Here is a 12207-nt window from a genome sequence, read left to right as displayed (position 1 = left end):
CCGGGCGATCTCCAGCCGGCGCTGCTCGCCGTACGAGAGATTGCGGGCCGTCTCGCCCGGCCGGGCCGTACGGCGACACCTGTCCCTTCGGGACCGGTCGCCCGACGTCCGCGTTGGACGTGCCCTTGTTGCGCGGATGACCGCCCACCTGGAAACCCTCGCGGCTGTCCTGGCTGGTCGCGCCCTTGTCGTTGCGGCGTAGCTCCTCCTGCTGCGGCTTGACCACAGGTCTCTCCTTCCCAGTGGGAGCGCACGGCGTGGGCCGCGCACCTCACGGGGTACCCGCCCCCGCCGGGCGCATTCCGGGACGGTCGGGCGTCTGGCCGGACCGCCGGCGGGTATCCAGACCGGATGCCGAACGATCGGAACGTGGCGCGCGCGCTGCTGGACCGGCAGGGCCGCACGTACGCCGAGGAGGCCGGGATCAGCCTCGCCGACCGGCCCGGGCCGCTCTACCAGCTACTGGTGCTCACCACGTTGCTGAGCACCCGGATCCGGGCCGGGGTGGCGCTCGCGGCGGCCCGGGAACTCTTCGCCGCCGGCTACCGCACCCCGCGGGCGATGGAGGCGGCGAGCTGGCAGGACCGGGTGGACGCGCTCGGCCGTGGCCACTACCGGCGGTACGACGAGCGCACGGCGACCATGCTGGGCACCGGCGCGCAGCTCTGCCTGGACCGGTGGCACGGCGACCTGCGCCGGCTGCACCGCGAGGCCGACGGCGACCGGACGGCCCTGCGTCGGCTGTTGACCCAGTTCCCCGGCATCGGCCCCACCGGGGCGGACATCTTCCTCCGCGAGGTGCAGACGATCTGGCCCGACGTACGCCCGTACGCCGACCGCCGGGCCCTCGCCGGGGCGCGGCGGCTGGGCCTGCCGGCGAACCCCGGCGGCCTCGCCGGGCTGGTGGGCGAGGCCGACTTCGGACGGCTCGCGTCGGCGCTGGTGCGGGTGTCGCTCGGCCAGGAGTCGGTGGGCGAGGTCAAAACCGCCGCGGCCCGCTGAACCGCCCCGGGCGGCGCTCGGCGGCCGGGTCGGGCGGGACGGCCCGGACCGGGTCGGGCGTCACTTCGCCGCGGGCCGGGTCAGGTGCCAGACGAGTCCCGCCACCAGCAGCGCGAGCAGCACGACGCCGCCGGAGACGCCGCTGTCCTGCCCGCCGCCGCTGCGGTGCCCGGTCACGCCGAAGTAGATCACCGCGAGCCCGGCGAGCACCGCGATGAACGTGCGCAATCCTCGGTCCCTCACGTCCCGGACGGTACGTCCGGTCGTCACCGGTTCGTGCCGCTTCGGCCGCACGTTCCCCCGTCCGGGGCCCCGGCCTCACGGCTCACCGCTCCGGGCAGCCCGCGGCCGGCCCGCGCAGGCGTACCCGGCGGATCGCCCGGTCGGCCACCTCGACCACCTCGATGGTGAGGCCGGGCAGCTGGACCCGCTCCCCCGGGCCGGTGGGCAGCCGGCCCAGCCCGGCCAGGACCAGCCCGGCGACCGTGGCGTACTCGCGCGACAGCGGGAAGGTCAGCCGGACGCCGGCGTCGGGCAGGTCGTGCAGTGGGAAGTCGCCGGGCAGCAGCAGCGCGCCGTCCGGCTCCCGGACCGCCCGGCGCACGTACCGATCGGTCTCGTCGTACACCTCGCCGACGACCTCCTCGAGCAGGTCCTCCATGGTGACCAGGCCGTCGATCCCGCCGTACTCGTCGACCACGAGGGCCATCTGCTCATGGCGTTGCCGTAGCTGACGGATCGCGTCGGCGACCGGCAGAGTGCCCGGCAGCAGCAGCGGCGGCCGGGACCGCTCCCCGGCGGTGACGCCGTCGCCGTCCACCAGGTCGCGGATGTGCACCACCCCGCACACGTCGTCCAACCCGCCCGGGCCGGTCACCGGCGCGCGGGTTCGCCCGGTGTCGGCGAGCCGGCGCATCGCCTCCACGGCCGGCATGCTCGCCGGCAGGACGGTCACGTCGCGGCGCGAGACGAGGATCTCGCGCAGGTTGCGGCCGGCGATCTCGAACGCCCCGGCCAGGATCTCCCGCTGCTGCGCCGACAGCCCACGCTGGCTGACCAGCATCTCCCGCAGCTCCTCCTCGGTCACCTCCGGCCGACTGGCCCGCGGATCCCCGCCGGCGAGCCGGACCAGCAGGTCGGTGGCGCGGCCCAGCAGCCACACCGCCGGCCGGGACAGCCCGGCCAGCAGGTCCAGCGGCGCGGCGGCGATGAGCGCCCAGCGCTCCGCCGTCTGCATCGCCAGCCGCTTCGGAACCAGCTCGCCGACGACCAGCGTGACGAAGGTCAGCACGACCGTCACCAGCAGCACCGCGGCCGGATGCGCGGCCCGGCCGAGGAAGCCCAGCAGGTCGACCAGCGGCTGCGCCAGGGCCACCGCGGCAGCTGCCGAGGCGAGGAACCCGGCGAGGGTGATACCGAGCTGGGTGGTGGCCAGGTAGCGGTTCGGCTCCCGGGTCAACCGGAGCAGCCGCGCCCCGGCCCGCCCGGACCGGCCCAGCCGGCGCAGCTGGCTCTCACGCAGCGTCACCAGGGCCATCTCGCTGCCGGCCAACGTCGCGTTGATCAGCACCAGGACCAGTACGAGGATGAGCTGCCCGGCCATCCGTACCCCCTCTCGGCCCGACGGTCAGTCCGGCTCCAGGTCGTCCAGGGAGATCTTGTGGGTCATCAGCCACCGGGCCAGCGCGGCCATTCCGAACAGCCACAGCGGCGCCGACTCGGTGGTGCCGTTCGTGGCGAAGACCGCGAACCGCAGGTCCGGCGCCCGGTACGCCTCGATCCGCCACTTGTGGTTCTTGTCCCGCCAGACCGCCGAAGGGTCCATGGCGTCACGGTAGGTGACGCGAGGCCGTCACCGGTGCCGCTTGGCCCACGTCCGCGGGCTCAGCTCGGCGGCGACACCACCTCGCGGGCGTCGTCGGGCAGCCGACGTGTGGCGCCGCGCCGGTCCAGCAGCTCCAGCAGCGGCACCGCCACCCGGCGGGTGGTGTCGAGGGCCTGCCGGGCGGCGCTGAGGGTGAACGGCTGCGGCAGCCGGGCCAGCACCCGCACCGCGTCGTCGAGGACGCCGGGCAGCAGCACCACGTTCTCGGCCAGCTTCAGCAGGGCGCCCGCCCGCACGGCCGCACCGATCTCCCGCGGCCCGAGGCCGAGGTCGGCGAGGCGGTGCGCCTCGGGCGCCTGGAACGGACGGTCGCCGTACTCGGCACGCAGCCGCTCGACCGCGCGGACCACCGGTCGGGGCAGCGTGTCGGCCACGGCGGCGGTGACCCGGCCGGCGTGCAGCCGCAGTGGTGGCCGCAGCAGCGCCGCCACGAGGGCCCGATCGGGCACGTCGAGACGCTGGCGCAGCACCTCGACCGGCGCGCCGGCCTCCAGTGGATGGGCGCGGGCGTACCGGGCGACCTCCTCGCCGAGACGTACGCCCAGGGCCCGCCAGTGCTCCGGGTCGACCAGCCAGTCCCCGGCAACCGGGGCGGCGGTGGCCGGCACCCCCATCCGGGTCAGGTCACCGGCCCGGACCAGACGCCGACGGCGCAGTTCCCCGGCCAGGTCGGGCCGGCCGTCCAGCCCGGCCAGGACGGCCGCCCGGGCCGCGGCGGCGCCGCGCCGGCGCAGCGGCGGCGGATCCACGTCCAGCACGGTCACCCCGCCGGCGACGTGGTGCCGGCCAGGGTCCCGCAGCAGCGCCCGGTCCCCGATCAGCAGCGGCAGCGGACGGGCCAGCCGCAGCCGGACGGTGTCCGGACCGAGCGGGCGTACCCGGGCGGGCACGGCGGCGGAGCCGACGTGCAGCGTGAGGCTGGCCGGCAGATCGGCGGCCGGGTCGCCGGCGAGCCGCACGTCCAGCAGGTCGGTGCGGCGTAACCGCCCCGGACTCAGCAGCGCGTCGCCACGGGCGACCCGGTCGCGGGACACCCCGCGCAGGTTCACCGCGACCCGGGCCACCGCGTCGACCCGGTCCCGGGCCGCGTTCAGCGAGTGCAGGCCGCGGACCCGGACGGGTTCCCCGGTGGCGGCGAGTTCGAGCTGGTCACCGACGCGCAGCCGGCCGGCGCCGAGGGTGCCGGTGACCACCGTGCCGCTGCCCCGGATGGTGAACGAGCGGTCCACCCAGAGCCGGACCGGGTCGTCGAGCACCGGGGCGGGCAACCGGGCGACCATGCGGTCCAGGGCGGCCCGCAGCTCCGGCAGGCCGACGCCGGTGACGGCGCTGACCGCCACCGCCTCCACCTCGCCCAACGAGGTGGCGGCGATCTCCTTGCGCGCCCGAGCCAGGGCGGGCCCCGGGTCGGCCAGGTCGGCGCGGGTCACCGCCAGCAGGCCGGACGACACCCCCAGCGCGTCCAGCGCGGCCAGGTGCTCGGCGGACTGGGGCATCCAGCCCTCGTCGGCGCCGACGACGACCAGCGCGGCCGGCACCGGGCCGACGCCGGCGAGCATGTTCGGCACGAACCGCTCGTGCCCGGGCACGTCGACGAAGGCGATGGTCCCGCCGGAGGGCAGGGCGGTCCAGGCGAAGCCGAGGTCGATGGTCATGCCCCGGCGGCGTTCCTCCGCCCACCGGTCGGGTTCCATCCCGGTCAGTGCCCGGACCAGGGTGGACTTGCCGTGGTCGACGTGCCCGGCGGTGGCGACGACCCACATGCTCAGTCGCCCGCCCGCAGGATCGCCGCGCGGACGGTGTCGTCGGCGTCGGCCGGCACGCACCGCAGGTCGAGCAGGAGCCGGCCGCGCAGCACCCGGCCGAGGACCGGCGGCTCACCGGTGCGCAGCGGCTCGGCGTACCGCTCGGGCAGGCTCAGCGCCCACGAGTCGAGCTCCAGCCCGGGAGCGCCACCGCCGCCGACCACCGCGGCGCTCGGCACCACCTCGGCCTTGCAGCCGTCCTCGCCGAGCCGGTCGCGTAGCCGTTCGGCACGCTCGCGCAGGACGGCGGGGTCGGCGTGCAACGCCTCGCGGGTGGGGGTGATCGGGGCGTGCAGGGTGGCGGCGAGCGCGGCGAGGGTGAGCTTGTCCACCCGCAGCGCCCGGGCCAGGGGGTGCCGGCGCAGCCGGTCGACCAGGTCGGCCGTGCCGAGCAGCAGGCCGGCCTGTGGGCCGCCGAGCAGCTTGTCGCCACTGGCGGTGACCAGGTGGGCGCCGGCGCGCAGGGTGCTGGCGGCGTCCGGCTCGTCGGGCAGCAGCGGGTCGGGGGCGAGCAGCCCGGAGCCGATGTCGGCGACCACGGGCACGCCGAGGGTGGCCAGCGCCCGCACCGGCACGGCCGAGGTGAAGCCGGTGACCACGAAGTTCGACGGGTGCACCTTCAGCACGAACCCGGTGCGAGGGCTGAGCGCGGCGGCGTAGTCGGCGAGCGTGGTGCGGTTGGTGGTGCCCACCTCGCGCAGCCGGGCGCCGGTGCTCTCCAGCAGGTCGGGCAGGCGGAAACCGTCGCCGATCTCGACCAGTTCGCCGCGGCTGACCACGATCTCCCGGTCGGTGGCGAGGGCGGTGGCGGCGAGCACCAGGGCGCCGGCGCCGTTGTTGACCACGTGCACGGCCGGCGCGTCGGGCACGGCGGTGCCCAGGGCGTCGAGGGCCTCCCGGCCGCGCCGGGCCCGCCGCCCGGTCCGCAGGTCCAGCTCCACGTCGGTGTGCCCGGCGGCGGCGACGAGGGCCGAGACGGCGGCGGCGGAGAGCGGGGCGCGACCGAGATTGGTGTGCAGCACGACGCCGGTGGCGTTGAGCACCGCCCGGGGCGCCGGCGCGGGCAGTTCGGCCAGCGCCGCGTCGCGTACCGCCTCGGGGGCGAGCTCGCCGCGGCGGGCGCGCTGCTGGGCCCGGACGATCGCGGCCTTGACCCGGTCACGGCCGAGCACGCCCGCGGCGGCGGCGAGGGCCGGGTCGGCGAGCAACGCATCGGTGCGCGGCACGCGCCGCCGCGGATCGGCGTCAGGCATGGGATCATCCCCCTGGCATCCGTCGCGGAGACGGAATCCCCCCTGGTTGCCTCGCAGAGGCAGTGGCCCTTGGCTGCTTGGCGGAGACGGACGGGAATCGAACCCGCCTGGCCCGGGTCCCGGACCACACCGGTTTTGAAGACCGGGAGGGGCACCAGCCGCCTGAACGCCTCCACCGAGCACTTAACCACATGCGATCTCCGTTCGCTCCCGCAGGGGCAAACGGCACTGGTTAGGGTTTGGGCTACTCCCCGATCGGGCCGGCGCCCGGCTCGTTGGCGTCCTCCGCCGGGCGCTCGCGGCGCCGGACCCGCTCGCGCTGCGGCACCACCGTGTACTTCGGATCCCGTGCCGAGACGACCCCGCCGCGGAAGATGCCGAACCGGGTGCAGACGGACGCGGCGAGCAGCGCCCCGCCGGCGACGGCGGACAGCACGCGGCTGCGCCGACCGACCAGCGCGCCGACCACCCCGGCGGCGGTCAACGCCCGGCCGGCGCGCAACAGCCTGCCGGCGGTGCCCGTCGCGTAGGGCTCGCTGTACAGGCCGAGGCGGTGTTCCACCCGGTGTGCGCCCCACAGCTCCAGGGCCGCGCCGGCGACGGCGAGCCGCCGGGCCGGGCCGGCCTGCCCGGTGGGCGCGGCCAGCAGGCCCAGGCCCGCGCCGCTGGCCAGGGCGCTGCCCGCGAAGATGGCCGGTAGCTCCGGGTACGCCTCGTGCCAGGACGGCACCGCCGTGTCGGCCAGCAGCACCGCGGTGTACGTGGCCAGGGCCGGGGCGGTCACGGCGGCGACCAGCCCGGCGGCGTGCCCGGCCGGGGGCAGCAGCCGACGGCCGAGGCCGAGCAGACCGCGCTCGGGCAGCCAGGGGGCGGCCTCGGCGACCGCGGCGACCCCGGCGGCCGGCCCGAAGGCGGTGAGGATCCAGGTGCCCACGGACATCGGCGAGGTCAGCTTCGCCACCCGCAGCATGTGGTGGAAGCGGCTCGGCCGGCCGAGGTCGTTGACGAGGAAGTACGCGCTGGCGGTGACCGCGGCCAGGGAGGTGACCCGGCCGGCCCGGCGCAGCGCCGGCCGCCCGGTGAGCTGCCCACCAGCGGCGAGCAGCGACGACCCGGCCGCGAGCCCCCCGGTGAACAGGTACGCGGCGATGTCCCACTTCCACACGGGTGGTTTGAGGACGGGCCGGCCGTAGTAGGAGGTGAACTCGGCCGGTGGCACGTTCACCGGCTCCCCACCGCCCCGGCGCCCCCGCCGGCGTGCCGGCCCGGCGTCGCGGGGCGGGTGCGGGGCCGGCCCGCCGGGGCGTTGCGGCCCCTCGGCGGCCAGCCGCTCCCGGAATCGGCGGAAAAGGGCGCCGACCGGGGCGCGGTCCGGACTCACCTGTTACCTCCGGAGGTTGCCCCGGCCTTCAGGCCGGGGAGGAATTCGGACTCCATCAGGAGCGGCCCGGCGAAGCCGGGGCGGTCCGAGAACGGCCCGGCGTAGGCCGGACCGGCCGCAAGGCCGATGGGAATCCCCCTCCTTCCCGAGGGGGAGGAAGTCAAGAGGAACCTCCGACGAACGCGGCGACGGCGGCCGCCGCCATGGCCAGGGCCATCAGCCCGGCCCGCTTCCACATCTTCGGCAGATCCCGGGTGGCGACCACCGGGTCCGGTGGCAGGCCGTACACCTCGGGCTCGTCGAGCAGCAGGAAGAACGCCCCGTCCCCGCCGACGCCGTCGGTCGGGTCGTGGCCGTAGAGGCGGGCCTCCGGGACCCCCCGCTCGTGCAGGGTGGCGACCCGCTGGGCGGCGCGTTCGCGCAGCTCGTCGAGGGGGCCGAACTGGATCGACTCGGTCGGGCAGGCCTGCGCGCAGGCCGGGGTCATGCCGGCGCCGAGGCGGTCGTAGCAGAGGGTGCACTTCCACGCCCGGCCGTCGCCCTTGCGCTGGTCGATGACGCCGTACGGGCAGGCGGAGATGCAGTAGCCGCAGCCGTTGCAGATGTCCTCCTGCACCACGACCGTGCCGAACTCGGTGCGGAACAGCGCGCCCGTGGGGCAGACGTCCAGGCAGGCCGCGTGGGTGCAGTGCTTGCACACGTCCGACATCATTAGCCAGCGGAAGTCGGTGCGGGACTCCGCGCCGGTGGCTCGCCCGGGTGGCTGGGAGCCGGGCATGCCGAGGAACTCCGGGCCGGCGGCCATCCGGGCGGCGGCCTCCGGCTGCCCGGGGGGCACGCCGGGATCGGTGCCGGTCTCGTTCGCCGTGCCGGCCGCCGTGGCGGCGCTCGCCGGGCTGGCCGCCGGGCCGGTCGGGTTTCCGGCGAAGGGCGGGGTGCGGTGGCCGGCCGGGCGGGGTTGCTCGATGAACGCGACGTGCCGCCACGAGTTGGCGGTCAGCGCCCCGGTGTTGTCGTACGACATGCCGAGCAGGTCGAAGCCGGAGGCGGGAACGTCGTTCCACTCCTTGCAGGCGACCTCGCACGCCTTGCAGCCGATGCAGACGCTGGTGTCGGTGAAGAAGCCCATCCGGGGTGGCGCGTCGGTCCACCCGGCGTCGGGGGCGGGGTCGAGCGGCCCGTAGAGGCTGTTCCCCTCCAGCAGCGTCATTCGTGGCTCCCGTCCGCGGCGGCCTCGGTGGTGACGATCGGGGTCCGGTGCTCCCGGGTCAGCCCGGCGCGCCGCTGGTACTCGCCGACCAGTTCGAGCAGGGCCGGCCCGGTGGGCCGCCGGCCGGGCCGGATGTCACAGGTGCCGACCTTGCTCTCCTGGATCAGCACGTTCGGGTCCAGGGTGATCCCGAACAGGTCGTTGACCGAGTCGCCGGTCACCAACCCCTCCCGGCCGAAGTGGTACGGCAGCCAGACCTGGTGGATCAGTCGCCCCTCCACCCGCAGCGGGGTCAGCCGGTCGGTCACCAGCACCTTGGCCTCGATCGCCGCGCGGCCGGTGATCAGGTGGGCCCAACCCAGGTGCGCCAGCCCGACCTGCGCGGCCAGCTCCGGCGACACCTCCACGAACAGCTCCGGCTGCAGCTCCGACAGCGGCCGGACGAAGCGACTCATGCCGCCGGCGGTGTGGTGCTCGGTGAGCCGGCTGACCGTGAAGACGTACGGGAAGACCTCACTGTGCTGCTCCGGTGGGCTCGGGTTCATCCGGTTCACCGGGTGCGGGTAGACCTTGCGGGTCGGATTCGCCTGCTGGCCGTACATCGGGTTGCGCATCGGTGACTCGGCGGGCTCGTAGTGCGTCGGCAGCGGCCCGTCGAGGACCCCGCTCGGCGCGTAGAGCCAGCCCTTGCCGTCGCCCTGCATGACGAACGCGTCGTCACCGGCCAGCGCGTCGCTGCCCGAGGCGCCCTCGGGCGGCCGGTACGTCGGCGGCTTCGTCTTCTCGAAGTCGGGCACGTCGTACCCGGTCCACTCACCCTTGTCGGCGTCCCACCAGACGTACTTCTTGCGCTCGCTCCACGGCCGCCCCTGCGGGTCGGCGGAGGCGCGGTTGTAGAGGGTGCGCCGGTTGGCGGGCCAGGCCCAGCCCCACTCGGCGGCGACCCAGTCCTGCTCGTGCCGGGGCTTACGCCGGGCGGCCTGGTTCACCCCGTCGGCGAAGACGCCGGAGTAGATCCAGCAGCCGATGGCGGTCGAGCCGTCGTCGCGGGCCTCAGCGAACCCGCCGAGCAGGCGGCCGGTACGCACGTCGAAACCGTTGATCTCGCGCAACACCGCCTCGGCGCTCGGCTCCGCCTCCGGCCCGTGCGTCGGGTAGTCCCACGCGAGGTCCAGCAGCGCCCGGTCGCGCGGCTTGTCGGAGCCGGCCAGCTTCTCCCGCAGCCTGCGCCCGAGGTGGTAGAAGAACCACAGCTCGGAGCGGCAGTCGCCCGGCGGATCCACGGCCTTCTCCCGCCACTGCAGCAACCGCTGCGTCTGGGTGAAGGTGCCCTCCTTCTCCACGTGCGAGGCGGCGGGCAGGAAGAAGACCTCGGTACGGCACTCCTCCGGCACGATCTCGCCGGTCTCCACCTCCGGGCTGTTCTGCCAGAACGTGGCGCTCTCGATCATGAACAGGTCGCGGACGACCAGCCAGTCGAGGTTGGCCATACCCAGGCGCTGGGCCCGGCCGTGCGCGGAGCCGACGGCCGGGTTCTGGCCGAGCAGGAAGTAGCCCTTCACCTTGCCGTCGATCATGTTCAGCACCTGCTGGTACGTCCCGTGGTCGCCGGTCATCCGGGGCAGGTAGCCGTAGCAGAAGTCGTTCTCCGGGGTCGCCGCGTCCCCCCAGTACGCCTTGAGCAGGCTCGCCGCGAAGGCCCGTGCGTCGGCCCACACGCCCTTCTGCCCGGGGCGGCGGATGCTGTTCACCCACTCGTCGAAGGTCGGATGGTCGGCGTGGTGCGGCATCGGCAGGTAGCCGGGCAGCAGGTTGAACAGGGTCGGGATGTCGGTGGAGCCCTGGATGCTGGCGTGCCCGCGCAGCGCCAGGACGCCGCCGCCCGGCCGGCCGACGTTGCCCAGCAGCAGCTGGATGATCGCCCCGGTGCGGATGTACTGCACGCCGACGCTGTGCTGGGTCCAGCCCACCGAGTAGACCAGCGCGCCGGTACGCTCCCGGCCCGAATTCTCCGTCCAGGCCCGGGCCAGCTCCAGGAACTTCTCCTGCGGGACACCGCAGACCCGCTCGACCATCTCCGGGGTGTAGCGGGCGAAGTGCCGCTTGAGGATCTGGTAGACGCAGCGCGGGTGCCGCAGCGTCTCGTCCCGCTCGGTCTGGCCGGGCACCGGCATACCGTGCGACTCGTGCCGCAGCCCGGCCGCGCTGTCCCGCTCCGTGCCGGTGTCCGCGGCGCCGCCGTCGCCTTCATGCCCCGCGTACTGCCAGCTCTTCTGGTTGTACGCCTGGGTCTCCGGATTGAAGCCGGAGAAGAAGCCGTCCAGCTCCTCCGTGTCGGCGAACTGCTCGCTGACGATGGTCGCCGCGTTGGTGTACGCCAGCACGTACTCCCGGAAGTCCAGCTCGTTCTCCAGGATGTACCGCACCACGCCGCCGAGCAGCGCGATGTCCGTGCCCGCCCGGATCGGCAGGTACGTGTCGGCGAGCGCGCTGGTACGGGTGAACCGCGGGTCGATGTGGAAGACCTTCGTGCCGCGCCTCTTGGCCTCCATCACCCACTGGAACCCCACCGGGTGCGCCTCGGCCATGTTCGAGCCCTGGATGATGATGACGTCAGCGTTGGCGAGGTTCTGCTGGAAGTCCGTCGCGCCGCCGCGCCCGAAGCTGGTCCCCAGACCGGGGACGGTGGCGGAGTGTCAAATCCGAGCCTGATTCTCGATCTGGAGTGCCCCCATCGCCGTGAACAGCTTCTTGATGAGGTAGTTCTCCTCGTTGTCCAGGGTCGCCCCGCCCAGGCTGGAGATGCCCAGCGTGCGGTTCAGCGGCCGGCCCTCGTCGTCGACGTCCTCCCAGGTCTCGTCGCGCGCGGCGAGGACCCGGTCGGCGATCATGTCGAGCGCGACGTCGAGATCCAGGTCCTCCCACTCGGTCCCGTACGGCCGGCGGTAGCGGACCTTGGTCTGCCGCAGTGGGCTGGTCACCAGGCTTCTGCTCGCCGAACCCTTCGGGCAGAGCCGGCCACGGGAGATCGGGCTGTCCGGGTCGCCCTCGATCTGGGTGACCCGCCCGTCCTTGACGTACACCCGCTGCCCGCAGCCCACGGCGCAGTACGGGCAGACCGAGCGGGCCATGCTGTCGGCGGTCTCGGTGCGCGCGGTCAGGTCCGCCGACCGGGCCGACTGGGCCGCGGCGCCCCGGCCCAGCGGGTCGGTGCCGGTGAGTTGCCGGTAGACCGGCCACCCCTCGATGAAGGTCTTCAAGCCCACGAAAACACCTCCTCCCCCGCTGGCGGAAGCTGACCTTCTGAACCATAGGCCAGCCGCCGGGGGCCCGCGACTCAAGTCGCGGACCATTTTCGGCGAATGCCGGGGTGGGCAAACAGCGGCGCCCCGACCGGTTGGCCGGGGCGCCGCTGGGCGTCGGCGTGCAGGTCGCCTCTCGGCGAGTGGCGCGACGCGGCTCCAGCCGGACGGTATTCCGCGAAGGCAAATTGGGTGAGGCCCGGGGACACTGGACACACCGACGCTCTGCACAACGGTACGAGGCGGTCCCTTCTTCCGCTCGTTTCGGTGACGGCGGTCACGGGGGTGGTTGGGCTTGGTGGCTGGTTGCTGTTGTGGCTGGTTGCTGTTCGGGCTGGGGGCGAGGGTGACCGGCTCCGGGCGGTCAGG

At 74.6% G+C, this 12207-nt stretch carries 10 protein-coding genes and 1 tRNA gene; 1 reads left to right on the top strand and 10 read right to left on the bottom strand.

Going from position 1 to position 12207, the window contains the following annotated elements; all coding sequences use genetic code 11:
* Nucleotides 1–226, bottom strand: a 226-nt coding sequence (locus ABZ570_RS32010) for a hypothetical protein (protein ID WP_358071595.1), incomplete at its 3' end; no start/stop codon positions are given.
* A gap of 125 nt (nucleotides 227–351) precedes the next feature.
* Here ABZ570_RS32010 and ABZ570_RS32005 point away from each other — a divergent pair.
* Nucleotides 352–1002 (top strand): hypothetical protein, encoded by a 651-nt coding sequence (locus tag ABZ570_RS32005; protein WP_358071593.1) that lies wholly within the window; start codon nucleotides 352–354, stop codon nucleotides 1000–1002.
* A gap of 60 nt (nucleotides 1003–1062) precedes the next feature.
* Here ABZ570_RS32005 and ABZ570_RS32000 read toward each other — a convergent pair whose 3' ends face one another.
* From ABZ570_RS32000 to fdh, 9 genes are all read right to left on the bottom strand, one after another.
* A complete protein-coding gene (locus tag ABZ570_RS32000; protein WP_358071599.1) occupies nucleotides 1063–1245 on the bottom strand; it encodes a hypothetical protein in 183 nt (60 codons plus the stop codon).
* An 82-nt stretch (nucleotides 1246–1327) separates the two neighbouring features.
* Nucleotides 1328–2605 (bottom strand): hemolysin family protein, encoded by a 1278-nt coding sequence (locus ABZ570_RS31995; RefSeq protein WP_358071591.1) that lies wholly within the window; start codon nucleotides 2603–2605, stop codon nucleotides 1328–1330.
* Between the two features lie 24 nt (nucleotides 2606–2629).
* Nucleotides 2630–2827 carry a hypothetical protein gene (locus ABZ570_RS31990; RefSeq protein WP_358071589.1) on the bottom strand — a complete coding sequence of 66 codons (198 nt, stop codon included), beginning with the start codon at nucleotides 2825–2827 and terminating at the stop codon, nucleotides 2630–2632.
* 59 nt (nucleotides 2828–2886) lie between these two features.
* Nucleotides 2887–4650: a selenocysteine-specific translation elongation factor gene (selB, locus tag ABZ570_RS31985; protein WP_358071587.1), complete on the bottom strand. Its 1764-nt coding sequence runs from the start codon at nucleotides 4648–4650 to the stop codon at nucleotides 2887–2889.
* Between the two features lie 2 nt (nucleotides 4651–4652).
* On the bottom strand, nucleotides 4653–5945 hold the full coding sequence (selA, locus tag ABZ570_RS31980) for an L-seryl-tRNA(Sec) selenium transferase (RefSeq protein ID WP_358071585.1): 1293 nt from the start codon (nucleotides 5943–5945) through the stop codon (nucleotides 4653–4655).
* A gap of 78 nt (nucleotides 5946–6023) precedes the next feature.
* Nucleotides 6024–6119: transfer RNA gene (locus ABZ570_RS31975), tRNA-Sec, on the bottom strand.
* Nucleotides 6120–6189: 70 nt separating this feature from the next.
* On the bottom strand, nucleotides 6190–7326 hold the full coding sequence (gene nrfD / locus ABZ570_RS31970; RefSeq protein ID WP_358071583.1) for an NrfD/PsrC family molybdoenzyme membrane anchor subunit: 1137 nt from the start codon (nucleotides 7324–7326) through the stop codon (nucleotides 6190–6192).
* A gap of 160 nt (nucleotides 7327–7486) precedes the next feature.
* Nucleotides 7487–8530 (bottom strand): 4Fe-4S dicluster domain-containing protein, encoded by a 1044-nt coding sequence (locus ABZ570_RS31965; RefSeq protein ID WP_358071597.1) that lies wholly within the window; start codon nucleotides 8528–8530, stop codon nucleotides 7487–7489.
* A 2-nt stretch (nucleotides 8531–8532) separates the two neighbouring features.
* Nucleotides 8533–11802 (bottom strand): formate dehydrogenase, encoded by a 3270-nt coding sequence (gene fdh / locus ABZ570_RS31960; protein ID WP_358071581.1) that lies wholly within the window; start codon nucleotides 11800–11802, stop codon nucleotides 8533–8535.
* Nucleotides 11803–12207 lie beyond the last annotated feature (405 nt).

The sequence above is a fragment of the Micromonospora sp. NPDC007271 genome (genome assembly GCF_040634005.1).
GTDB lineage: Bacteria > Actinomycetota > Actinomycetes > Mycobacteriales > Micromonosporaceae > Micromonospora.
Note: the sequence above shows the minus strand (reverse complement) of the source record. Positions and strands in the feature narration are given on the sequence as shown.